The sequence below is a fragment of the Paenibacillus sp. genome, assembly GCF_031177825.1.
Classification (GTDB): domain Bacteria; phylum Bacillota; class Bacilli; order Paenibacillales; family YIM-B00363; genus Paenibacillus_AE.
In genome coordinates, this window is record NZ_JAPSKE010000002.1 from 96,248 (window position 1) to 120,119 (window position 23,872).

The 23,872-nt window shown below is 62.5% G+C and carries 21 protein-coding genes; 14 read left to right on the forward strand and 7 right to left on the reverse strand.

Going from position 1 to position 23,872, the window contains the following annotated elements; genetic code table 11:
• Positions 1–14: 14 nt before the first annotated feature.
• The gene (locus tag RIN49_RS02475) at positions 15–2,714 is read right to left on the reverse strand and encodes an S-layer homology domain-containing protein (RefSeq protein WP_309118588.1); all 2,700 of its coding nucleotides are present in this window, start codon (positions 2,712–2,714) and stop codon (positions 15–17) included.
• Between the two features lie 24 nt (positions 2,715–2,738).
• Entirely contained in the window at positions 2,739–4,178 is a 1,440-nt protein-coding gene (locus tag RIN49_RS02480; RefSeq protein ID WP_309118589.1) for an N-acetylmuramoyl-L-alanine amidase, read from the reverse strand.
• A gap of 246 nt (positions 4,179–4,424) precedes the next feature.
• Between RIN49_RS02480 and RIN49_RS02485 the strand changes: the two genes are divergently transcribed.
• From RIN49_RS02485 to RIN49_RS02495, 3 genes are read left to right on the forward strand one after another with little or no spacing between them, the layout of a single operon-like run.
• Positions 4,425–5,147 carry an ABC transporter ATP-binding protein gene (locus RIN49_RS02485; RefSeq protein ID WP_309118590.1) on the forward strand — a complete coding sequence of 241 codons (723 nt, stop codon included), beginning with the start codon at positions 4,425–4,427 and terminating at the stop codon, positions 5,145–5,147.
• Positions 5,144–6,178, forward strand: coding sequence for an ABC transporter permease (locus tag RIN49_RS02490; protein WP_309118591.1), 1,035 nt, complete (start codon positions 5,144–5,146; stop codon positions 6,176–6,178). The genes RIN49_RS02485 and RIN49_RS02490 overlap by 4 nt, the downstream gene beginning before the upstream one ends.
• A 27-nt stretch (positions 6,179–6,205) precedes the next feature.
• On the forward strand, positions 6,206–6,904 hold the full coding sequence (locus tag RIN49_RS02495; RefSeq protein ID WP_309118592.1) for a TetR/AcrR family transcriptional regulator: 699 nt from the start codon (positions 6,206–6,208) through the stop codon (positions 6,902–6,904).
• A 299-nt stretch (positions 6,905–7,203) separates the two neighbouring features.
• Here the strand turns inward: RIN49_RS02495 and RIN49_RS02500 are convergent, their stop codons facing one another.
• The 3 genes from RIN49_RS02500 to leuC form a co-directional block, all read right to left on the reverse strand.
• Positions 7,204–7,914 (reverse strand): hypothetical protein, encoded by a 711-nt coding sequence (locus RIN49_RS02500; protein ID WP_309118593.1) that lies wholly within the window; start codon positions 7,912–7,914, stop codon positions 7,204–7,206.
• Between the two features lie 161 nt (positions 7,915–8,075).
• Positions 8,076–8,663, reverse strand: a complete 588-nt coding sequence (gene leuD / locus RIN49_RS02505; RefSeq protein WP_309118594.1) for a 3-isopropylmalate dehydratase small subunit — start codon at positions 8,661–8,663, stop codon at positions 8,076–8,078.
• Between the two features lie 15 nt (positions 8,664–8,678).
• Positions 8,679–10,103, reverse strand: a complete 1,425-nt coding sequence (gene leuC, locus RIN49_RS02510; RefSeq protein WP_309118595.1) for a 3-isopropylmalate dehydratase large subunit — start codon at positions 10,101–10,103, stop codon at positions 8,679–8,681.
• A gap of 133 nt (positions 10,104–10,236) precedes the next feature.
• Between leuC and RIN49_RS02515 the strand changes: the two genes are divergently transcribed.
• Positions 10,237–11,148: a LysR family transcriptional regulator gene (locus RIN49_RS02515; RefSeq protein WP_309118596.1), complete on the forward strand. Its 912-nt coding sequence runs from the start codon at positions 10,237–10,239 to the stop codon at positions 11,146–11,148.
• Between the two features lie 63 nt (positions 11,149–11,211).
• Positions 11,212–11,562 (forward strand): hypothetical protein, encoded by a 351-nt coding sequence (locus RIN49_RS02520; RefSeq protein WP_309118597.1) that lies wholly within the window; start codon positions 11,212–11,214, stop codon positions 11,560–11,562.
• Here RIN49_RS02520 and RIN49_RS02525 read toward each other — a convergent pair.
• On the reverse strand, positions 11,559–12,344 hold the full coding sequence (locus RIN49_RS02525; RefSeq protein ID WP_309118598.1) for a carbon-nitrogen family hydrolase: 786 nt from the start codon (positions 12,342–12,344) through the stop codon (positions 11,559–11,561). The genes RIN49_RS02520 and RIN49_RS02525 overlap by 4 nt on opposite strands.
• Positions 12,345–12,495: 151 nt before the next feature.
• Between RIN49_RS02525 and RIN49_RS02530 the strand changes: the two genes are divergently transcribed.
• The 3 genes from RIN49_RS02530 to argS all read left to right on the forward strand — a co-directional run bounded on the left by RIN49_RS02530 (position 12,496) and on the right by argS (position 16,612).
• A complete protein-coding gene (locus tag RIN49_RS02530) occupies positions 12,496–13,683 on the forward strand; it encodes a pyridoxal phosphate-dependent aminotransferase (protein WP_309118599.1) in 1,188 nt (395 codons plus the stop codon).
• 57 nt (positions 13,684–13,740) lie between these two features.
• Positions 13,741–14,499, forward strand: a complete 759-nt coding sequence (locus RIN49_RS02535) for an HAD family hydrolase (RefSeq protein WP_309118600.1) — start codon at positions 13,741–13,743, stop codon at positions 14,497–14,499.
• A gap of 427 nt (positions 14,500–14,926) precedes the next feature.
• A complete protein-coding gene (argS, locus tag RIN49_RS02540; RefSeq protein ID WP_309118601.1) occupies positions 14,927–16,612 on the forward strand; it encodes an arginine--tRNA ligase in 1,686 nt (561 codons plus the stop codon).
• Between the two features lie 109 nt (positions 16,613–16,721).
• Here the strand turns inward: argS and RIN49_RS02545 are convergent, their stop codons facing one another.
• Positions 16,722–17,405, reverse strand: a complete 684-nt coding sequence (locus tag RIN49_RS02545; protein WP_309118602.1) for a hypothetical protein — start codon at positions 17,403–17,405, stop codon at positions 16,722–16,724.
• Positions 17,406–17,852: 447 nt separating this feature from the next.
• On the opposite strand from RIN49_RS02545, the gene proB reads away from it, so the two are divergent.
• The 6 genes from proB (at position 17,853) to mtnB (ending at position 23,861) form a co-directional block, all read left to right on the forward strand.
• Positions 17,853–18,962, forward strand: coding sequence for a glutamate 5-kinase (proB, locus tag RIN49_RS02550; protein WP_309118603.1), 1,110 nt, complete (start codon positions 17,853–17,855; stop codon positions 18,960–18,962).
• A gap of 28 nt (positions 18,963–18,990) precedes the next feature.
• Entirely contained in the window at positions 18,991–20,238 is a 1,248-nt protein-coding gene (locus tag RIN49_RS02555; protein WP_483874274.1) for a glutamate-5-semialdehyde dehydrogenase, read from the forward strand.
• Between the two features lie 12 nt (positions 20,239–20,250).
• Positions 20,251–21,117, forward strand: a complete 867-nt coding sequence (gene proC / locus RIN49_RS02560; protein WP_309118604.1) for a pyrroline-5-carboxylate reductase — start codon at positions 20,251–20,253, stop codon at positions 21,115–21,117.
• A 137-nt stretch (positions 21,118–21,254) separates the two neighbouring features.
• Positions 21,255–22,499, forward strand: coding sequence for a 2,3-diketo-5-methylthiopentyl-1-phosphate enolase (locus RIN49_RS02565; protein ID WP_309118605.1), 1,245 nt, complete (start codon positions 21,255–21,257; stop codon positions 22,497–22,499).
• A 1-nt stretch (position 22,500) separates the two neighbouring features.
• Complete coding sequence (locus tag RIN49_RS02570; RefSeq protein ID WP_375295200.1) at positions 22,501–23,226, forward strand: 2-hydroxy-3-keto-5-methylthiopentenyl-1-phosphate phosphatase; 726 nt, start codon at positions 22,501–22,503, stop codon at positions 23,224–23,226.
• Positions 23,226–23,861 (forward strand): methylthioribulose 1-phosphate dehydratase, encoded by a 636-nt coding sequence (gene mtnB / locus RIN49_RS02575; protein ID WP_309118606.1) that lies wholly within the window; start codon positions 23,226–23,228, stop codon positions 23,859–23,861. The genes RIN49_RS02570 and mtnB overlap by 1 nt, the downstream gene beginning before the upstream one ends.
• Positions 23,862–23,872 lie beyond the last annotated feature (11 nt).

Sequence of the window (23,872 nt, forward strand, 5' to 3'; positions counted from 1 at the left end):
TCTCCGCGAGCTCGTTACTGCTTCACGAGCTCGACGATCTTGCCGTTCATCAAGTATACGACGACGGTGTCGTTCTCTTTTAACTGGTTCATCGTCATCGAGGCGCCGGCGGCCGTAGTGACTTTGACGTTCGGCTCCACCGTATATTTGCTCTGATCGCCGACCCTCGCGATCTTGAAGGAAACCTCGTTCTTCGCCGCGTCGTAGCCGCTGAACTTCCGCGTCTCCGCTTGCGCGACGTAGACGTAAGGCTTTCCTTGCGCATCGACGATGAGCGACACGCGATCGTTCAACTGCAGCGACGAAGCGCTCGTCGAGACGGTCGTCCCTTTTTGGATCGAAATGCCGCCGGTTAAGCTGTAGTTCTTCACGTTGCCGTTATAGTCGGTGACGGACAGCTTTCCGGCCGTCGTATCCAGCGTCGACACCTTCCCGACGACCGCGGCCGGCTCTTGGACGGACACGACTCTGCGTCCCGCGTAATTGACGACGATCGGCTGACCGACCGTCAAGGACGCTAGCGCGATCGCTTGACCGTCGCGCCCGAGCACCTTGGCTTCGCTGTCCAACGCCAGCGATACGGACGAACCTTTCGCGTCTTTCGCGGACACCGTCCGAGTCGCCGCCGTAACGGAGTTCAGCGTATAAACGAACGACTTCTCGACTTGAATCATCTGCACTTCGTTCGTGTTATATCCCATGGACATATGGACCTTCGCGCCCACGGTCACGTCCGCGAAGCCGGCGCTCGATTGCTGCGGTACTTCGACGACGGCGTACTGCGCGAACGGCAGCGTCGTCGACCCGTTGTCGGCGGTCGTGACCGTGATCGTGCGCGCCGTCGTGTTCACGGCCGACACCGTACCGCTCACCTTCGTAACGACGTCGAGGCGGACGAGCTGATCGGACGTTACGCTCAAATCCACCTTGCGGCCTGCGGCGACGTACGTCTTAAACATCTGTTCCGTCATTGCCGTTCCGTCGAGCACGAACAGGGACCGATCCGTGATTTTGTAGAAATGCACGGCGTTCTTCGCATCCCTGACGATCATGTACTCGGCTTGGAGCGTATCGATCGTGACGTTTTGCAGCTTGGTCACGTTGCGATTCGTCACCGTAATTTGATCCACTTGATTCGTGGCGCCCGAAAGGCGCAGCTGCACGACGTCGCCGACCTGTAGATCGCTGATCGTCGGATTGGTCAACCCTTCGATGCTGACGGCGGCGTTCGGTCTCATGATGAACGCTTCCGGCGTCGTGCTGTTCACCTTGATCGTGATCGTATCGCCGGCGATGACTTGGAAGTCACCGGTCTTCATGACGTACTTCTGTACAGTAATATCGATGGATACGATCTCGCTGTCTTCGATCTCGTAAGCGATCGTGTCCCCGGACTGAATTCCGCTCAGATCGGACAACGGTTGTCCCTTCACCGTCAACGTCGCGCCGTCGACGAGCGGATACGTCACGATCGATCCCTTGTCGTCGGTGAACGTCACCGTGCGAGCCGCCGCGTTCACCGTCTGGACGATTCCCGTGCCCTTCGCGTTGAACGCTTCTTCGATCAAGACGATCGCGGACACCTCGGCGGTTCCCGCCATTCGCTGCAATCGAATTTCGCTGCCCTTGTTCAGCTGCGATAAGGACAACCCCGTTCCGCCTGCATTCGTCACCGTGACGGTCGATGTAAGATCGTACTGTTCCAACGTGCCGTTCGACCGGCGCAATACTAGCGAGCTTGAGGCGATATCGAGCGCTTCGAGCTCGCCGTCGATCGACTCGAGCTCGACCGCGCCGCCCGTCACTTCAATATAATAAGCTTGGCCTCCTTGATGAATGACGCGAACCGGCGTCAAGCTCGTCAGCGCGCTCCGATCGAGCGATCCGCCCTCGGCGTCGAAGACGAGCGTCTCCGCGTTCAGGCCGAACGTGCGGGCGGCTCCGCCGCCGGCGGGCTGCAGGACGAGCGACGAGCCGCTGAGGCTCGTCACGAGGCCGCTCGTATACTTCGATTCGTCGTCCGGGATGTACTTGTCCGCGCGCGACAGGATCGTGGCGATCTGCGCCCGCGTGACGGCGTCCTTCGGCTTGAACGTATTGTCCGTAAAGCCGGTGACGAGCTCGAGCTCCTGCGACTTCGCGACATAGCCCGCGGCGCCGGCGGACACGTCGCTCGCGTCCGCGAAGCCGAGCGCCCCGCTTGCCGGCTGTTCGCCCAGCGCGCGGACGATCAGCTTCGACACCCATTCCCGCGTCGCCGGACGCTTGCCCCACGGCGTCGTGCCAGACGCCGCGGCGGCCGTCTCTTCGCTCATGTCGATAATGCGTTCCTCGAGCGCCTTCACGACGTATTTCGTGAAGAAGGCGTCCTCCTGGAAGCCGGTGACGATGTCTCCGGAGCCGGCGAGCGCTTCCTCTTCGAGCCCGACCATCCGGATGACCATCACGATCGCTTCCTGTTGCGTGACGTCCTGGCTCGGACGGAACCCGCCGTCGGTATATCCTTTGACGATGCCTGCGGACGCTAGCTTGGCGACGTGGCTTTTCGCCCAATGGGTCGGCACGATGTCAGGGAACGTCAGCTTCACGCCCGCCGTCGTCGTTGTCGCAGGCGTCTCGGCGGCGAAAGCGGTCGCGCCCGTGCCGAGCAAGAGCGAGGCGGTCAGAGCGACGGTCGTCAGGACGGCGAACGGCTTACGTATTTTATGATTCATGGAGCGATTCCTCCCGAGTAGTCTTTATTGAATGCGAAAATAAGCTTTGATCGAGGCGACGATGGCGTCCGCGATTCGGTCTTGGACCGCATCGTTGTACAGCTTGGCTTCGTCCTCGGCGTTCGTAAGGAAGCCGAGCTCCAGCAGCGCGGCCGGCATCGTCGTCTCGCGGACGACGACGAAGCGTTCTTGCTTCACCTTGCGGTCGGCCGTTCCGACCGCTTGCAGAACCGAATTGTGAATTTGTTTCGCGAACTCGACGCTGTTGTCGTTCCAGTAGTACGTTTCCGTCCCTTTCACGGTCGCCGACGAGGCGGTATTGGCGTGAATGGAGATGAATAAGTCGACTCCCGCCGCGTTGGCGACTTTCGCGCGCTCTGCCGGAGCCAAGTATGTATCGTCCTCGCGGATCGAGAACGGCTCGACGAGTTTCTCGTTCTCGAGCCGATCCAGCACCTTCTGCGTGACGGCTAACGTCAAGTCCTTCTCGTATTTCCCCGTGCGCGAAATCGCGCCCGGATCGTTGCCGCCGTGGCCGGCGTCGATCATGACTTTGACCGGTTTCGCTTCGGTGAAGTGCAGCACGGCTCCCGATCCGTCCGCCGCGGTACGAAGCGAATAAGGCTTAGGCGCCTTCAAATCGACGACGATCCGCACCGTGGACGGCTCCGTCGCGAACAGCGAATACCGGATGCCCGCGATATACGGATGGTTCGCGTCCACGGCGAGCGTACCGCTCGCGCTGCCGTCGGGGCCGCGTTCCAGCGTCGCGTTCGGCAAGTCGACGACGATGCGCTCCGGCGACTTAAGCACGAATACGGTCGGATTCACCTCGCCCGTCGCCGCGATATGCAGCGCGTCCCCGTCCAGCGTCAGCCCATGGAACATCGGTTGCGCTTCCGACACCGTCACGGGCGAGCCGGTCGCCGGCTTCCCCGGATCCGTCGAAGCCGGCGGCGTCGAAACGATCGGATCGTTCTCCTTCGGCTGCGCCGGGATCGTCGTTATGGGCTTCGCGCCCGCCTGGAGCCGAAATACGTACACGGAATCGGTGAAGCGATCCTTGACGACCTTCAGTCCCAGCATATCCGTCAACCAAGATGCCGGAACGTATACTCCGCCCTCCTCGCTGCGGGCGGTCAGGTCTCCCGTCGCTGGCGCGCCGTCGACGAAGCGCTGCTTCTCCCCGATCGTGAAGCGGACTTCCTTCCGTCCGGAAGAGATCGTATACGTCTCCCCGTCTTTCTCCGCCTTCGCGGCGCCGCCCAATCCGGCGATCGCCTCGAGCGATAAATAGGCCGCGCCGTCGATGGATATGGCCGACCATTCTCGTTCTTCTCCGTCAACAAAGAGCGTTGCCGTCGAAGCGGCGGCCATCGCCGTCCCCGGCGCCGCTTGCAGCCAAATCGCCGCCGCCAGCACTCCTCCGGCCGTCCATGCCAGGGTTCTCCATCCGTTCTTCATAAGTCCCTCCGAATCTAGCAACCATGTTAAGTCTATCAAAAACCGCCAAAAAAGAACATAAAAATAGAGCGTCCGACACTAGGATACTTAATAGACGCGCGAGAATAGCAAAAGTTGCTAGTTTCGGTCGAATCGACGATTCAATCTTTTTCGACAAAAATGAGTGATTACTCACTTCACAAATTACATTCGACCGCGTATGATATGAGTGAGTAATTACTCATTTCCAGTTAAGGAGTGGATTGAATGGATTCCGTCATTCGGCTGTCGCGGGTCGGCAGGACGTTCGGCGACCGCGCCATCGTCCGCGACGTCTCGTTCGACGTCCCGCCTGGTCGCATCTTCGGCTTGCTAGGCCCGTCCGGCGCCGGCAAGACGACCGTCGTGAAGATAATCGCCGGCATCGAAAGCCCCACCTCCGGCGACGTCGAGCTGCTCGGCGAACGCATGCCGAAGCTGTCGCTCCAAATCCGCATCGGTTACATGGCTCAATCGGACGCGCTCTACTCCGACTTGACCGGCGGCGAAAATCTCGACTTCTTCGCTTCGCTCTACGGTCTTCGCGGCGCGGCGAAGAAGCGGCGCTCGGATGCCGTCTTGGAGCTCGTCGGACTGTCCGCCGACCGGGGCAAGCGGGTGTCCCGCTACTCCGGAGGAATGAAACGCCGCCTCTCCCTCGCCGTCGCTCTGCTGCACGAGCCTGCCGTCCTGCTGCTCGACGAGCCCACGGTCGGCATCGACCCGCTGCTTCGGCGCGAAATTTGGGCGGAGCTGGAGCGCGTTCGCGCGGGCGGCACTTCCATCCTGGTGACCACCCACGTCATGGACGAAGCGGAGCATTGCGATACGCTCGCCCTGATGCGCGACGGCGCGCTTATCGCCGTCGGCTCGCCGGCGGAGCTGAAAGCCGCGGCCGGCGCCGCCACGATCGAGGAAGCGTTCCTTGCGTACGGGAGGGCTGTCTTATGAACCGCGTCGCCGCGTTGATCCTGCGCATTTTCCGCCAGTTCCTCCACGACAAGCGAACGATCGCGATGATGTTCGTCGCGCCGCTCGTCATTCTCACGCTCATGTCGCTCGTGTTCGACGGCGAACCCGACGAGCCTTCGCTGCTCGTCGTCGACGCGCCGGCCACCGTAGCGGAGCGGCTCGAAGCCGCCGGCGCGGAGGCCACGTCCGCTTCCGCGGCTGAAGCGGCGGAGGCGCTCGCCGCGGGCGAGGTCGACGCCGCGCTCTCGTTCGCCGGCGGGCGCCCTCGCGTCGCGCTCGAGGGGAGCGACCCGGCCAAGAGCCGGGCCGCGCTGCTGTTGATCGGCGAAGCGTTGGCCGGCGCCGGCGCCGGCGCTTCGGGTGCTTCCTTTGCCCCGGAGGTGGAATACGTTCACGGTTCCGCGTCGTCCGTCCCGTTCGACTGGTTCGGTCCCGTCTTGATCGGCGTCTTCGCGTTCTTCTTCGTCTTCTTGATCGCGGGCATCGCATTCCTGCGGGAACGGACCGGCGGCACGCTCGAGCGGCTGCTCGTCTCCCCGCTCCGCCGCGGCGAAATCGTGCTCGGCTACGTGATCGGCTTCGGCCTCTTCACGCTGCTTCAAGCCGGATTGATCGCATGGTTCGCCGTTGATATACTGGATATGGTTTTGGTCGGATCGTTCGGGTACGTACTGCTGATCACCGCCTTGCTGGCGCTTGCCGCGCTGACGCTCGGCGTGTTCTTGTCGACGTACGCGGCGAACGAATTTCAGATGATCCAATTCATTCCGATCGTCATCGTGCCTCAGATTTTCTTCTGCGGGCTGTTCCCGCTCGAGACGATCCATCCGGCGCTTCGATGGATTTCGCACGTCATTCCGTTAACGTACGGCGCGGACGCGCTCCGCGAAGTGATGGTTCGCGGCGGCGGCTGGAGCGACATCGCCGTCGACGTATTCGCGCTGCTCGGCTTCGCCTTACTCTTCATGGCCGCGAACGCCATGGCGCTTCGGAAATATCGCAAGACATAATTTACGCCGCGGGGAGGAGGGATCGCTATGGATCGGTCGGAGAAAGACGATGCGGAAAGACGCGCGCAGGAGCGATGGCTCGAGGAGCTGCTTCGCGCGGCGGAGGACGACCACCCGAAGATGACGGATAAGCAGGCGAGAATCGTGAACGCCGCGATCGAAATCTTTGCCGAGAAAGGGTACTCCGCCGCCTCCACGAGCGAAATCGCCTCCAAGGCGGGAGTCGCCGAGGGCACGATCTTCCGTCACTATAAGACGAAGAAGGAATTGTTGTTTTCGATCGTCTCTCCTCTCGTCGCCAAACTCGTCGCCCCTCTGGTGCTGAAGGATTTCTTTAAAGTGTTGGAGACGCCGTACCCGAACTACGAGAGCTTTCTGCGGGCGGTCATCCGCAACCGCTCCGAATTCGTGCGGAAGCATCTGCCGGCGCTGCGGATCATGCTGCAGGAGATTCCGTTTCACCCGGAGCTGCGGGAGCCTTATAAGGACGTAGTTGTCGAAGGCGTCCTGCCCCGGATCCGCCGAACGGTGGAACGGTTCCAAGCCGAAGGCGCTCTGCGCGCGGACTTCCCGTCCGACGCGGTCATCCGGCTGACGGTCACGTCGGCCATCGGTTTTTTGTTCGTCCGGCATATCTTAATGCCGGACTACCCATGGGATGAAGAGGCGGAGACGGAGCGTACGATCGACTTTTTGATGCACGGCCTGGCCGGCCCGCGGGGGTAACGCCCCGCGGGCTCTTGTCGCCAGAGCCATAACCCTCTTCAATGCCGCCTTTAACCTCACATACGCGCTTAACTCTTTCTTTTCAACCGCCAACCGTCGCTTTAACCTCACATATGCGCTTATCTCTGCCTTTTCCCCCGCCAACCGCCGCTTTAACCTCACATGTGCGCTTATCTCTGCCTTTTCAACCGCCAACCGCCGCTTTAAACTCACATGTGCGCTTAGCTCTACCTTTTCACCCGCCAACCGTCGCTTTAACCTCACCTGTGCGCTTATCCGCCGTTTAACCGCCAACATACTTAAAACTTTATTACTTGTGGGTTACGTCCCCTCAAATAATGATCATTCTTCTGGTAGAACCTTACTCTTTTATCGCCGGTACCTGCAGATAAGATGAGTTGTTTCCCCACAAGCTCTCTAAGAAGCTTTCTCGCGGGATTTTCTGAAATACGTAATAACGCCATTACATCTTTGATAGTAAACGGTGAATGGTAAATACTATATTGAATTACCCGTTCCACCCACTCTTGTTTCTGAGTAGCTTTCGGCGCAATTGAAATCATCCGCCTCCTCAACAACTGCTGACATGCGAGAGGATACGCCTGTACATCGCTATACGCGATCCGCAGAACGTCCCACCCGAGCATGCGCAGTCCCGCATCGCGGCGGCGGTCGTCGGCGAAGCTCCAACGGGATGCATCTTTTTGGTGAGAGGCATATCCGTCCACCTCCAAGTCCGCCAAGACCGGGTATCGGATCATCGCGTGATCGAGATAGCGAGTCTTACCCAAACCATCTACAATCTCGTATTCCGGGATCAATGACTCTAACTCTCCGTAAACCGGCCACCAGACTTCACGCAAAAAACGCGTCTCCGCACACGCTTGGTCATTCGGATCCGCCTTCGCCGCACGTCGTTCCAACTGCAGCCGGCGGTCCCCGGCGCTTTCCTTGAGGTGTTTCCGAAACCAGACTTCATACGCTTCATCGAAACTTTGGTCCAACTCCATCGCAACCGCCCCTCCCGGAAAGAAAAGTGTTCACGCGCCAAACTTCATTCGCCTCGACGAAACTTCCAGTTCCCCAGAAAACCGAAAAACAAAAAGCGCCGCCCCCCGGAATCCGGGAGACAGCGCATGCTTTGCACTGACGCATACAACGTCGTATTCGATTACGCGCGAGCCGCTTCGTACGCGGAGATCTTGTCTTCGTGCTGCAGCGTCAGGCCGATGTCGTCGAGACCTTGCAGCAGGAACTGGCGGCGGTGCTCGTCGAGATCGAACGCGATCGACAGGCCGTACTCGTCCGCGATCGTCTTGTTTTCGAGGTCGACCGTCAGCTTGTAGCCATCGTGCTTCGCCGTGCGTTGGAACAAGTCTTCGACTTGCGCTTCGGACAGCTTGATCGGCAGAATGCCGTTCTTGAAGCAGTTGTTATAGAAAATGTCCGCGAACGACGGAGCGATGACCACGTTAAACCCGTAGTCGAGGATCGCCCACGGCGCGTGCTCGCGGGACGAGCCGCAGCCGAAGTTCGCGCGGGAGATCAGAACGGACGCGCCTTGGTAGCGCGGCTGGTTCATCGGGAAGCTCTCGATCACGTTCCCGCTCTCGTCCCAGCGCCATTCGAAGAACAAAAATTGGCCGAAACCGGTGCGCTCGATGCGCTTTAGAAATTGCTTCGGAATGATCGCGTCCGTATCGACGTTGACGCGATCGACCGGGCAAACGAGTCCTGTAGACTTCGTGAATGCTTGCATGTTCGTATATCCCCCTTACACGGTTACCGGTTCGGATTTGAAATTCCAGTCGCGCACGTCGACGAAACGTCCTTTGATCGCAGCCGCCGCAGCCATCTCCGGCGAAACGAGGTGCGTGCGTCCGCCGCGGCCTTGACGGCCTTCGAAGTTGCGGTTCGACGTCGAAGCGCAGCGGTCGCCCGGCGACAAGACGTCCGGGTTCATCGCGAGGCACATCGAGCAGCCGGCGTCGCGCCATTCGAAGCCCGCTTCGGTAAACACTTTATCCAAGCCTTCCTTCTCGGCTTGAATCTTGACGCGGCCCGAGCCCGGAACGACGATCGCCGTTACGTTCGGCGACACCTTGTAGCCGCGAGCGACTTTCGCCGCCGCGCGCAGGTCCTCGATGCGGCCGTTCGTGCAGGAGCCGATGAACACGTAGTTGATCGCGACTTCCGTCATCGGCGTGCCCGGCTTCAAATCCATGTATTCCAGCGCCTTCTCGGCCGCTTTGCGCTCGTTCTCCGTCGCGAAGTCGGCAGGATTCGGCACCGACGCGAGCACGTTCGTGCCCATGCCCGGCGACGTGCCCCACGTCACTTGCGGGATCAACGCCGAAGCGTCGAACTCGACGACGCGGTCGTAAGATGCGCCTTCGTCCGTAACGAGCGACTTCCACTTCTCGACGGCTGCGTCGAATTCCGCGCCGGCAGGCACGTGTTGACGGCCGCGCAAATATTCGAACGTCGTCTCGTCCGGAGCGATCATGCCCGCGCGGGCGCCGCCCTCGATCGACATGTTGCACACCGTCATGCGCTGCTCCATGGTCAACCCGCGGATCGCTTCGCCCGTATACTCGATGACGTAGCCCGTCGCGAAGTCCGTGCCGTATTGCGCGATGATGCCGAGGATCAAGTCCTTCGCCGTCACGCCCGCCGGCAGCTTTCCGTTCACGCGCACTTCCATCGTCTTCGGCTTCGACTGCTGCAGACATTGCGTCGCGAGCACGTGCTCGACCTCGGACGTCCCGATGCCGAACGCGAGCGCGCCGAACGCGCCGTGCGTCGACGTATGCGAGTCGCCGCATACGATCGTCTTGCCCGGATGCGTCAAGCCGAGCTCCGGCCCCATCACGTGAACGACGCCCTGGTCGATCGAGTTCAGGTCGTACAGCGTCACGCCGAAATCTTGCGCGTTCTTCGTCAGCGTGTCGACCTGCTGCTTCGAGATCGGATCCGCGATGTTGAAGCGGTCCTTCGTCGGCACGTTGTGGTCCATCGTCGCGAACGTCAAGTCCGGACGGCGCACCTTCCGGCCGGCGAGGCGGAGACCCTCGAACGCCTGCGGGCTCGTTACTTCGTGCACCAGATGCAAGTCGATATAGATGATGCTAGGTTTGCCTTCTTCTTGATGAATGACGTGATTGTCCCAAATTTTTTCGAACAATGTACGTTTCGCCATTCCCGTCACCTCTCCCGTTTTCGCGATAATTGCAATTTCCTCTATAACGTATCCTATCATTTCTTTCGTCATTGTTCCAAGATATAATATCTATATATTTGATTGGTAATATCTATAAGGGGGTCTACCGACCTTGGAATTTCGACAACTCGGGTACGCCGTACAAATTTATAATGAAAAGAATTTCTCCCGCGCCGCGGAAAAGCTCCACATCGCGCAGCCTTCCTTAAGCCAGCAGCTCGCGAAGCTCGAGAAGGAGCTCGGCGTCACGCTGTTTCACCGGACGACGAACGCCGTGGAGCCGACGCACGCGGGGGAAATTTTCGTAAATAAAGCCCAGGTCATCCTCGACCTCGTCGAGCAGCTGCGGAGCGAGATGAACGACATTTCGAATTTGCGAAAAGGAAAGCTCGTCGTCGGCACCCTCCCGATCACCGGCTCCCACATTTTGCCGCTCGTCCTGCCCGCTTTCGCGAAACGCCATCCCGGCATCGAAATTTCGCTCGTCGAAGACACCAGCGCCAACCTGGAGCAGCTGACGTCGTCCGGCGCCGTCGACCTTGCGCTGCTCTCCCTGCCGATCGAGGAGACGACGCTCGACTACCGTCCCTACGCCACGGAAGAAATTTGCCTCGCCGTGCCCCAGACGCACGAGCTGGCGGCGGCCCCGGAGCCGATTCCGGTACGTTCGCTTGCGGACGAGTCGTTCATCGTGCTCAAGAAGGGCCAGGGCTTCCGCCAAATTACGTCGGACATTTGCGCCGAAGCCGGCTTCGCGCCCCGCATCGTGTTCGAGAGCAGCAACATCGAGACGGTCATGTCGCTCGTCGCCGCCGGCATGGGCGTCGCCTTCATCCCGAACATGATCGCCGCGTCGAAGAAGGGCAAGTACGTCCCCGTCTTCAAATCGCTGACCGATCCGACGCCGAGCCGCACGCTCGTCATCGCCGAACGCCGCGGCCGCTACTTCACGAAGGCGGCGGAGGCGTTCATCGAGACGCTGATGGAAGTGACCGCGTCGGAACGCGACGCGCGCAAAGCATAAGTCGGCTACCCCGCGCATACATTCCTAGTAACTCTTGTCCACCAAACCGAAGGAATGATTGCGATGACTACCCAAACGACGCGCCACCTCCTGACGGAGACGATCATCGACGAATTGCAGCTGCTGCCCGAGCTGCTGCGCAAAGCCGAGATGCGATATTACGGCGCGCAGCACGCGCTTGCCGAGAAGCGCGGTCGACTCGCCGACGCAGAGTCCGCCTGGCCATTGACGGACGCCGCGCCGTACAACGACGAAGCGGCCCGGCTCGCGGCGTTCCGCGCGTATACCGGGCCGCTCCACGCGGACATTCGTCAGGCGCAGGCCGAAGTCGACCGGCTGAAGGCGGAGGTCGACTTCCTGCTGCGCCGCCACGACAACTACCGCGTCATGGCGACATTGCTCTCGAACGGTTAGTACAGTTCGGGTCGGCGGTCCTGGAACACCGGGATCGTGCCGCGGACGCGGTCCGCTTCGGCGAGATCGAGCGTCGCGCGCAGGATCGCTTCCTCTTCCCCGCCTTCGGCGAGCACGTCGCCCCACGGCGAGATGATCATCGAGTTGCCGAAAAACTCGTTGCCGCGGCTGACGCCCACTCGATTGCACGCGACGACGAACATTTGGTTTTCGATCGCTCGCGCCAGCAGCAGCGTGCGCCAATGATGCAGCCGCGGCTTCGGCCACTGCGCCGGCACGAACAGCACCTTCGCGCCGTCGAGCGCGAGACGCCGAGTCAGCTCGGGGAAGCGGATGTCGTAGCACACCATCATGCCCGCGGCGTCGCCGTCGATGGCGAGCCGGCCGAGCTCGCCGCCTTGCTTCAGGTACTTCTCTTCTTCCATTAACCGAAACAGATGGATCTTCGAGTATTCCGACGTGCGCGCGCCCGTGCGGTCGTAGACGAAGATCGTATTTTTCACGCCGCCTTCCGCCCGGTTCGCCACCGAGCCCGCGACGACGTTCACGCCGTGCTTCGCCGCGAAAGCGGACATCATCGCGTGCGTCGGTTCGCCGTTCTCGTCGGCGATCTCTTCTATATTTTCCAAAGAATATCCCGTATTCCACATCTCCGGCAGGACGAGCACGTCCGGCTTCTCCGCGCCGCCGTTCACGGCTTCCTCCATCCGGGCCAGCGCCCGCTCCCGGTTCCGTTCCGGTTCTCCGATCGACACGTCCATTTGAATGACCGCGACTTTCATGCGTTTCTCGTTCCCCTTTGCGCCACTATGCGAATGGTTTTCCCCCATCATACGCTACCCGCCGCCGATGTCAAGACGTCTAACGGTATACAGCGGTTGGCGTTTTTGATAAGATTAATAGCATTTACGTGATAGACGGAGGCAATGGAAGATGAACGATTCGAAGGTGCGCTTTCAGCCGGCCGCCCGCATGACGGAGCTGCCGAAGCAATTTTTCGCGTCCTTGGTGAAGAAGGCGAACGCCGCGACGGCCGCGGGCCGCGACGTCATCAATCTCGGGCAGGGCAATCCGGACCGTCCGACGCCGGGTACGATCGTCGAAGCGATGAAGCAAGGCGCGGAAAATCCGCAGTTCCATAGATACTCCCCGTTCACGGGGTACGCGTTCCTGAAGGAAGCGGTCGCCGAGCGGTATCGGCTCGATTACGGCGTGACGTTGGATCCGGAGAAGCAAGTGGCGATCCTGTTCGGCGGCAAAGCCGGACTCGTCGAGATCAGCCAAATCATGCTGAACCCGGGCGACGTCGCCCTCGTGCCGGATCCGGGCTACCCCGATTACTGGTCGGGCGTCGCGATCGCCGGCGGCCGCATGACGACGATGCCTCTGACGGAGGCGAATGGCTACCTGCCGGATTATAACGCCGTCGCGCCGTCCGATTTGGAAAAGGCGAAGCTGTTGTTCGTCAATTACCCGAACAACCCGACGGCCGCGATGGCTCCCGCCTCGTTCTACCGGGACACGGTCGAGTTCGCGGCGAAGCACGGCATTCTTGCGGTGTCCGACTTCGCGTACGGGGCGATCGGCTTCGACGGCCGACGGCCGGTCAGCTTCCTCGAGACGCCGGGCGCGATCGACGTCGGTATTGAAATTTACACTTTGTCCAAAACTTACAATATGGCCGGGTGGCGCGTCGGCTTCGCGCTCGGCAACGAGGAAATCGTCGCGCAGATCAACCTGCTGCAGGACCATTTCTACTGCAGCCTGTTCGGCGGCGTGCAGTGGGCGGCGCGCGAGGCGCTGCTCGGACCGCAGGATTCCGTGCGCGCGCTCGTAGCGACGTATGAATCGCGGCGCGACGCGCTGTACGGCGCGCTGGCGGAAATCGGCTGGCGGCCGTCGAAGCCGGAAGGCTCGTTTTTCTGCTGGCTGCCGGTGCCGAACGGCTACACGTCCGCTTCGTTCGCGGACAAGCTGTTAGACGAGGCCGACATCGTCGTCGCGCCGGGCATCGGCTTCGGGGAGCACGGCGAAGGGTACGTTCGTCTCGGGCTGCTCACCGACGAAGCGCGGCTGCGCGAGGCGGCGGCGCGGATCGGGCGGCTCGGCATTTTCGGATAATGGAAGATTGTCGGAATTAGAGAGAAGGTTCGCTTCAGGAGACGGGAGTTGGCTAGGATGACGGAGATCGGAACCCGCACGGGGACGCTCAACCTGCTGTTCGATTTGGATGATACGCTTATCCATTGCAATAAATATTTCGACTTGGTCATCGACCAATTCGCGGATCTGCTCGAGACGTGGTTCGCCTCGCATCGGCTGTCCAAGGAAGATATCAAGAAGAAACAGCTCGAGCTCGATCTGGCGGGCATTCACGTCCACGGGTTCGCCGCGGAGCGGTTCCCCGAATCGTTCGCGGAGACGTACGACCATTACAGCGACATGTTCGGACGGGACCCGGATCCGGAAGAACGTCAGCGCCTGCTCGACTTGGGCTATACGGTGTACGACAGCGAATTCGAGCTGTACCCGCATGTCGTGGACACGCTGTCGCGGCTTCGGTCCGAAGGGCATCTCCTCTCGCTGTACACCGGCGGCGTGGAGAACATTCAACGCGCCAAGGTGGAGAAGGTGAATCTGGGGCCGTTCTTCGGGGATCGCATCTTCGTCGCCCAACATAAGAACGCCGAAGCGCTCGAACGCATTCTGACGACGATGGGCTTCGACCGTTCGCGGACGTGGATGATCGGCAACTCGCTGCGCACCGACATCGCTCCGGCGGTCGCCTGCGGCATCGGCGCGGTGTACATTCCCCCGCTCTCCAATTGGGCGTTCGACTTGGTCGACATTCCGGTCGGGGAATCGGAGAGGCTGCTGCGGCTGGAGTCGATCTCGCAGGTGCCGGCGGCGTTCGCCGGGCTGCGGCAGCATCGCTAAGAGTCACCGTTTACACGCGCCTGGAATACTCGTATAATAGTTCGATAATCATTGGAAGTTGAAATGCCATCGTCGTTGACCGGGACAGTAGCGCGCGACCGACGGAACAGCGAGCCGGGCATGGTGGAAGCCGGCGCCGAACGAGCGTATGTAAAGCGAAACGCACCCGCGAGACGATTCGCCCATGCTCCGACGCGCCTTCTTCGGCGAGGTCGGTACGCGGCAGGCGGATCCGGGTCGCCCCCGTTACCGGGCGTCGAGCGGTCGATGCGGCGCGGTTCGCGCGAGGGTCGGCACGAAGAGTGGCACCGCGGGAGTTCGCAACCTCTCGTCTCTTAGGGATATTTCCCTGGAGGCGAGAGGTTTTTTTGTCGTCCGCCTGCGGATCGGAACGAATGGAATCTAACAACCCAAGGAGGAAGACGCGATGATGATGGAGACGATCGGCGAGTGGATCGCACCGTATTTGCAAGTACCGAAGGAGGAAGCGGCGCGACGACTCGAGACGCCGCCGGATCCGGCGCTCGGGGACGCCGCCCTGCCCTGCTTCGCCCTCGCGCGCGAAATGCGGAAGCCGCCGCAGGCGATCGCCGCGGAGCTTGCCGGACGCATCGCGCACCCGATGCTGACGTGCCGCGCGGTCGGCGCCTACGTAAACTTCGCGCTGCGCCGCGAGGCGTTCGCGCCGCGCTGGCTCGACGCCGTCGAAGCGCCCGCCTTCCGCGCCTCTCGGGCGCCGCGCGGCGAGCGGGTCGTCATCGACATGTCGTCGCCGAACATCGCGAAGCCGTTCGGCATCGGCCATCTTCGTTCGACCGTGATCGGGAACGCGCTGCGCCACATCCTGACGGCCGACGGATACGACGTCGTCCGCGTCAACCATCTCGGCGACTGGGGCACCCAATTCGGCAAGATGATCGCCGCGTACCGGGCCTGGGGCGACGACGCGGCGCTCGAGCGCCGGCCGCTCGCCGCGGCGCTCGAGCTGTACGTCCGCTTCCACGAGGAAGCGGAACGCGACCCGCGGCTCGAAGAAGAAGCCCGCGCTTGGTTCGCGAAGCTCGAGCAAGGCGACGAGGACGCCGCGAAGCTATGGCGCTTCTTCGTCGACACGAGCCTTCAAGAATTCCGCCGCATCTACGACCGGCTCGGCGTCGAATTCGAATACGAGCTCGGCGAGAGCTTCTACAACGACAAGATGCAGCCCGTCGTCGATCGGCTCCAAGCCGCCGGACTGCTCGAGACGAGCGACGGCGCGCAAGTCGTCCGCCTCGACGACCAAGGACTGCCGCCTTGCATCATCCTAAAGTCCGACGGCTCCTCCATCTACGCGACGAGAGATGTGGCGACGGCGATCTACCGTCGGGAGACGCTGAAGGGCGACCGGCTGCTATATGTGGTGGGATCGGAGCAGGCGGTGCATTTCCGCCAGGTGTTCGAGGTGCTGAAAAAGCTGGGGTACGCGTGGGCCGACGCATGCGCGCACGTGCCGTTCGGCTTGATGCGGGTCGAGGGCAAGAAGATGTCGACGCGCAAAGGGCGGGTCGTCATGCTGGAGGACGTGCTGAACGAGGCGGTCCTGCGGGCGACCGCGGTCATCGCCGAGAAAAACCCGGCGCTGCCGGACCGAGAGGCGGTCGCCGAAGCGGTCGGGATCGGCGCGGTCGCGTTCGGGGATTTGAAGCACGACCGCGAAGGGGCGATCGACTTCCGGCTGGAAGAGGCGGTCCGGTTCGAAGGCGAGACCGGACCGTACGTCCAATACACGCACGCGCGGATTCGCACGCTGCTCTCCAAGGCCGAACCGTCGGCGCTCGAGGCGGCGGCTCCCTGCCCGGCCGCGCTCGCCGGCGACGACGCATGGGCGCTTCTCAAGCAGCTGTCCGGTTACCCGGCGGCGGTGCGCGAAGCGGCGGAGCGGCTCGCGCCTTCGATCGTAGCGCGATACGCCCTCGACGTCGCCAAGGCGTTCAACCGCTTCTATCACGCCGAGCGGGTGCTCGTCGACGACCCGGCCGAAGCCGCGGCGAAGCTCCGTCTGGCGCGAGCGGCCGCCGATACGCTGCAAGCCGCCCTCGGTTTGCTCGGCGTGAAGGCGCCGGAACGGATGTAACCCGCGTCGATGCGGCGGCCGGATGAGGACCGAACGCCAGCAGCCCGTCGTACTGGATGTATGCGTATCCTGCTGCCGCGCAGGCGAGAGGATCTAGTCCTCTCGGCCCCTAGGACGTCGGCGCGGAACATCCGGCGCGGACCGATTCGAGCGAGCGGATCCACGCCCGCGTTTCGTTCTCCGTTAAACCGAAGGATCGCACGGCGTACCGGCGGCTCCCGTCCTGCCAAGCGATGTCGATCGCCGGCTTCGGCGCGGCCGGGGTCATCCTTGGCAGCGGCGAAGCCGACGGCGACGGCGGGACCGATTCGGACGAGCCGGAGGCGTCAAGTTGTTCGTCGATCGGCGATTGCGTCAGCTCCAACAGCCCGCCGTTCGCGAATTCGAATCGGATCGTCGCCGACTCGCCCTCTACGGTCGCCCAGTCGAGCTGCCGATAGCGGTCATCCGCTTCCGGAGGCAGCGACAACGCAAAGCCCGCGGCGCAGGCGACCTCGGCGGACGGCGACTTCCGCACGACCGGCGACGCGAGCGCGACCGGCCCCGCAAGCGCGACGGCGTCGCCCTTCTTCCTTCCCGCACCGGCCGCCGCCGGCGGCGGCGTCTCGGCATCGTCGACGGCGGCGATCCGCACCTGCGGCCGCGCCTCCTCCCGCGCCTCCTCCCGCGCCTCCGTTCGAACGGCGGTTTCCGGGATCGTCGGCCCTGGCGCCCAAGAAAGACGGTCTTGTCCGCCCAACGCGAAGATGAGAAAACACATGAGAAGGATCGAGCCGTACGACATTTTGTACACTTGCCTCACCTCTTACTCTTGAAGACGACGTTCGGCGCCAAGATGTTGCGAACGGGCGGCGAATGCGCGGACGCTTATTTACAAACCGCGGCGCGGGATGGTATAGTATTGAAAAACTTCATTACCCTAACGTGAAGAAGGGGCCAGTAAGCGTTCGAACGGGCGTACAGAGAACGGATTCGTCAGCTGGAAGAATCCGTCGCCGCAGGACACGCCGACCCACCCCGGAACGGCCGGCGACGAGTCGGACAGTGCGCTCTCCTGATATGAGGGCATGGAGCCGGACGGCATCCTTACGACGACGCGCGATGCGCGAGCGTCGCCCGATTGCCGTCAATAAAGGTGGTACCGCGGGAGCAACCGACACGAGCAGCTTTCGTCCTTTAACGATTGAAGGATGAAGGGCTGTTCTTTTTATTTTGGGAAAACAAGGAGGCGCCGTCCGTCATGACCGGCACGAATCGACGACGCACCGTCGTCAAGATCGGCAGCAGCTCGCTCACCGCGACCGAGGGAGGCTTGCGAAGAGAACAAATCGATTATTACGCGGAGGAGCTTGCGAAGATCGCGGCGACCGGCGAACAGGTCGTGCTCGTCACGTCCGGCGCGGTCGCCGCCGGCTTCGCTCGGCTCGGGTTCGCCAAGCGGCCCAAGGCGACGCACGAGAAGCAAGCGTCGGCCGCCGTCGGCCAAGCGCTTCTGATGCAAGCGTACAACGAAGCGTTCGCGAGCCGCGGTCTCGTCGTAGCGCAGGTGCTGCTCACCCGCTACGATTTCTCGGCGCGGGGTCGCATCCGCAACGCGTCCGCCACGCTCGAGGAGCTGCTGAATCGGGGCGTCATCCCGATCATTAACGAGAACGACACCGTCTCCGTCAACGAGCTGAAGTTCGGCGACAACGACACGCTGTCCGCGTTGGTCGCGAATCTCGTGCAGGCCCGCTGTCTCGTCATCTGCACCGACATGAACGGACTGTATACCGAAGACCCGCGGAAAAATCCGAACGCGCGTCGCATCGACCGCGTCTCCGAGTTGAACGACGACTTGTTCCGGATGGCCGGCGGGAGCGGCTCCTCCGTCGGCACGGGCGGCATGCGTTCGAAGCTCGAAGCGGCCCGCATCGCCATACGCGGCGGGGTACGGACGTTCATCGGCCGCGCGAGCGCGCCGGGCGACGTGCTTCGAGCGGCGACGGGCGAAGGCGACGGCACGTATTTCGACGCCGAGCTTCAGAAGCTGTCGGTGAAGAAGCAATGGGTCGGCTTCCACTCGGTGCCGCAGGGCTGCGTCGTCGTCGACGACGGCGCCCGCCGGGCGCTCGCGGAAGGCGGCAAGAGCCTCCTCCCCGCCGGCGTCAAGCAAGTCGAGGGCGAGTTCCACCCGGGGGACGTCATCGAGGTCGCGCTCGAGGACGGCAAGCGGATCGGGCGAGGCGTCGTCAACTACGCGGCTTGGCAGCTGCAAGCGGCGGCCGGCCTGTCCTCGGAGGAAGTGCTGAGGCGGCTGGACGTATCGCGCATCGAGGTCATCCATCGCGACGAATGGGTCTTATTTTAACTATGTACCGAGTTGGGGGAATGAACGAATGAGCGAAGTTAGAGACAAGGCGACTCTCGCCAAGCGGACGACGAGCCGCATGGGAATTCTATCGACGGAAGCGAAGAACGCCGCGCTGCGGAGCATCGCCGACGCGCTGATCGCGCGAACCGGCGAAATCGTAGAAGCGAACGCGGAGGATCTGGCGCGCGGACGCGACGGCGGCATGTCGACGTCGCTGCTCGACCGGCTCGCGCTGACGCCGCAGCGGATCGAAGCGATGGCGCACGGCGTACGGGAAGTCGAGGCGCTGCCGGATCCGGTCGGCGAACCGCTCGCCGACATCGAGCGTCCGAACGGCCTTCGCATCCGTCAGGTGCGCGTGCCGCTCGGGCTGATCGGCATCATCTACGAAGCGCGGCCGAACGTCACCGTCGACGCGGCGTCGCTGTGCCTCAAGACCGGCAACGCGGTGCTGCTCCGCGGCGGCTCCTCCGCGTTGTCCTCCAACGCCAAGATCGTCCAGGTGATCCAAGACGCGCTCGCGGCGACGGACGTGCCGCCGGAGGCGGTGCAGCTCGTGAACGATCCGAGCCGCGGCTCCGTCGACGAGATGCTGAAGCTGAACGGCCTGCTCGACTGCGTCATCCCGCGCGGCGGCGCCTCGCTCATTCAGACGGTGGTGCGGAACGCGACGGTTCCCGTCATCGAGACGGGCGCCGGAATTTGCCACACCTACGTCGACGCGTCGGCCGATCCGGCCATGGCGCTCGACATCGCGCTCAACGCGAAGGTGCAGCGTCCCTCGGTTTGCAACAGCATGGAGACGCTGCTCGTGCACCGGGACTTCGCGGCCGTCCACCTCGCGGCGTTCGCCGAAGCGTTCCGCGAACGGAACGTGGAGCTGCGCGGATCCGAAGACGCCAGAGGGCTTATCGAGTGGATGGAGCCGGCCGGCGACGAGGATTACGCGACGGAATACAACGATTATATTTTGAATGTGAAGATCGTCGATGGCCTCGATGCGGCGCTCGACCATATCGACCGGTTCGGCACGCGTCATTCCGAGTGCATCGTCACGAACGACGCGGCGAACGCGCGCCGCTTCCTGCAAGAGGTCGACGCGGCCGCCGTCTACCATAACGCCTCCACCCGCTTCACGGACGGCTTCGAATTCGGCTTCGGCGCCGAAATCGGCATCAGCACGCAGAAGCTCCACGCCCGCGGTCCGATGGGCTTGCCGGCGTTGACGTCGTCCAAGTTCGTCGTCGTCGGAGACGGTCAAATTCGACAGTAGAGGAGAATCCCCATGCTTAAAGAACAAACGATCGCCTTCATCGGCGCCGGCTCGATGTCCGAAGCGCTGCTGCGCGGCATCGTCGAGGCGAAGCTTGTCCGTTCGCTGTCCGTCGTCGTGTTGAACCGGCATAACCGAAGCCGATTGGACGACTTGAAGTCGGCCTACGGCATCCGCGTGCCGGAGACGAACGACGACGCGGAGCGGCAGCGCCTCGTCCGGGAAGCCGACATCGTCGTGCTCGCGGTGAAGCCGAAGGACGTCGGCGCCGCCATGACCGAATTCCGGGACGCCTTCCGCCCCGAGCAGCTGCTGCTGTCGGTCGTCGCGGGGCTGTCGATCGATACGATCGAGCGGCTGCTCGGCCGCGCGCAACCGATCGTCCGAACGATGCCGAACACGTCTTCGACGATCGGCCTCGGCGCCACGGGCATCGCCTTCTCCTCCTCCGTCTCCGCCGAACAGCGCGAGATGGCGCTGCAGATGCTGCGCGCGGTCGGGAAAGCCGTACCGCTCGACGAGGGGCTGCTGAATCTCGTCACGGGCGTCTCCGGCTCCGGTCCGGCGTACGTGTATTACCTGATGGAAGCGATGATCGACGCCGGCGTGCAAGGCGGACTGACCGAGCGAGAGGCCCGCGAGCTCGTCGTCCAGACGGTGCTCGGCGCGGCGCATATGGTCGATTCGACCGGCGAAGACCCGGCCGCGCTCCGCGCCAAAGTGACGTCTCCGAACGGCACGACGTACGCCGCCATTCAGCATCTGGAGTCGTTCCGCTTCCGGGACGGCCTCGTGCAGGCGATCGGCCGCGCGTCCGCCCGCGCCGGCGAGATGGGCGACGACATCGCGACCGCGGTGCTGCAGCAAGCGAAGGAATAACGCACGCCCCTTCCGACCGCCCGGACCGGCTCCTCCGCCGTCCGGGCGGTTCTGTTGCGCCCGGCCCAAATTTACCCTTTCCTTCTTTTCTTGTATAATGGAATGATGTTCAAACCTAACGAAGGCGGTGGTTTCCGATGACCTCGTTTTGCACCGCGACGTATCGCGCGTTCGACGAGAAAGCGGATTTTCATAAGAAGGCGACCGGCATCGCCGTCGGCCTGACGGTCGGCAGCTGGACCGAGCTGCCCGAAGCGAAGAAGAAAGACATGGAGAAGCATCTCGGCCAGGTCGTCTCGGTCGACGTGCACGAGCCCGAAGCCGGCGCGGCTCCGGGCAGCCTCGCGGCGGAACGGTACGCGGACATCAAGATCGCGTACCCGGACGTCAACTTCAGCCGCGACATCCCGGCGCTGCTCGTTACCGCGTTCGGCAAGCTGTCGATGGACGGCCGCATCCGGCTGCTCGACCTCGACGTGTCGGACGGCTTCCGCAAGGCGTGCCCGGGCCCGAAGTTCGGCATTCGAGGCGTGCAGGAACTGCTCGGCGTTCACGACCGGCCGCTCCTGATGAGCATCTTCAAATCGGTCGTCGGCTACGAGCTGCCGGAGCTGAAGGAACAGTTCTACCAGCAAGCGCTCGGCGGAGTCGACCTGATCAAGGACGACGAGATCTTGTTCGAGAATCCGCTCACCCCCATCGAGAAGCGCGTCGAGGCGTGCATGGCGGCGGCGCGGGAGGCTTCGACGCAGACGGGTCAGAAGCTGTTGTACGCCGCGAACGTCACCGGCCGCACGTCGCAGCTCAGAGCGCAGGCGAAGAAGGCGATCGACGCCGGCGCGAACGCGCTCTTGTTCAACGTGCTCGCCTACGGCTTCGACGCGCTGCAGGAGCTCGCCGAGGACCCGGACATCAACGTCCCGATCGCGGCGCATCCTGCGTTCTCCGGCGCGATGTATCCGCCGCGGCATTACGGCGTCGCGCCGCAGCTGCTGCTCGGCAAGCTGATGCGGCTCGCTGGCGCGGATCTCGTCCTCTTCCCGTCGCCGTACGGCTCCGTCGTCATGCCGAAGGACGAGACGCTCGCGATCGCCGAGGCGTTGACGCAGCACGAAGGGGCGTTGAAGCCGAGCTTCCCGGTGCCGTCCGCAGGAATTCATCCGGGGCTGGTGCCGCTGCTGCTCGAAGACTTCGGCGTACGCTCGGTCGTGAATGCGGGCGGCGGTATCCACGGGCATCCGATGGGCACGGCCGCGGGCGGACAAGCGTTCCGCCAGGCGATCGACGCGGCGCTGCAAGGCGTCGAGCTCGAAGCCTACGCCGCGGAGCCGGGCCGCGAACCGCTGAAAGCCGCTATCGAGCTATGGGGAGTGAAGAAATAACTTGAACCGACCGACTACCGTGCCCCAAGGCAAACAGCCCATCGTCTTCTGCGACTTCGACGGCACGATTACGCTCAGCGACAACATCGTCGCGATTATGAAGCATTACGATCCGCCCGGCTGCGAGCAGATCGTGAACGACATCGTCTCCGGGGCCAAGAGCATTCGCCAAGGCGTCGGCGAGATGTTCGCGCTGCTGCCGTCGTCCCTGAAGGAAGACATTACGCAGTACGTGTTGAACACCGCCGGCATTCGGCCCGGCTTCGCAGAGCTGCTGAAGCTTTGCCGGGAGAAGGAAATTCCGTTCTATGTCACGAGCGGCGGCATCGACTTCTTCCTTCGTCCGCTGCTCGCTCCGTTCGATATCGAGGAAGCGCATATTTTCTGCAATTCGGCGGACTTCGCCGGGGACCGGATCGAAATTTTGTGGCCGCATCCGTGCGACGAGCATTGTACGAACGATTGCGGGATGTGCAAGACGCGGGTCATCCGCCGCTTTCCCGAAGACCGATACTTCCGCATGCTGATCGGCGACAGCATTACCGACTTCGAAGGCGCGAAGCTGGCCGACCTCGTGTTCGCGAGATCGCATCTGGCGACGCGATGCCGCGAGCTCGGTTTGCCGCATCACGAATACGACACGTTCTACGACGTTATCCGCGTCTTGGAGACGCTCGCGGACGCGGGCGCTCCCGAATCCGAAACTTCGCAAGGAGAGAATCTCTAATGAATTTGCCATTGGAACAACGAATGGCGGCGTTCGCCGAGCTGCGCGCCGTCAAGACCGACTTCGCCGCGCGCGGCTGGTTCCCCGGCACGAGCGGCAATCTGTCCGTCCGCGTCGGCGAGTACTCGCCCGAGCAGTTCGCTTTCGCCGTCACGGCGAGCGGCAAGGATAAGGCCGCGAATACGCCGGAAGACTTCCTGATCGTCGATCAGGACGGTTTGCCGACCGAGCCGACGAAGCTGAAGCCGTCGGCCGAGACGCTCATCCATTGCGAAATTTACAAGCATACGGGATGCGGCGCCATTTTCCACGTTCATACGATCTATAACAACATCATCTCCGAGTACGACGCGTCGCTCGGGGCGGTCCCGATCGAAGGCGTCGAGCTCATCAAGGCGTTCAACATCTGGGAGGAGAACGCTTCGATCGAAGTGCCGATTCTCCCCAATTACGCGAAAATTCCGCGAATCGCGGAACGGGTGGCCGGCGCCATCCGTCCCGGAATCCCCGGAATTTTGCTGCGAAACCATGGCATCTACGCCTGGGGCGCCAATGCGTTCGAGGCGAAGCGCCATCTCGAGGCGTTCGAGTTCTTGTTCGAGCATCGGTACAAGTACCTGCTGCTCACGAAATAACCTCGCGTCCT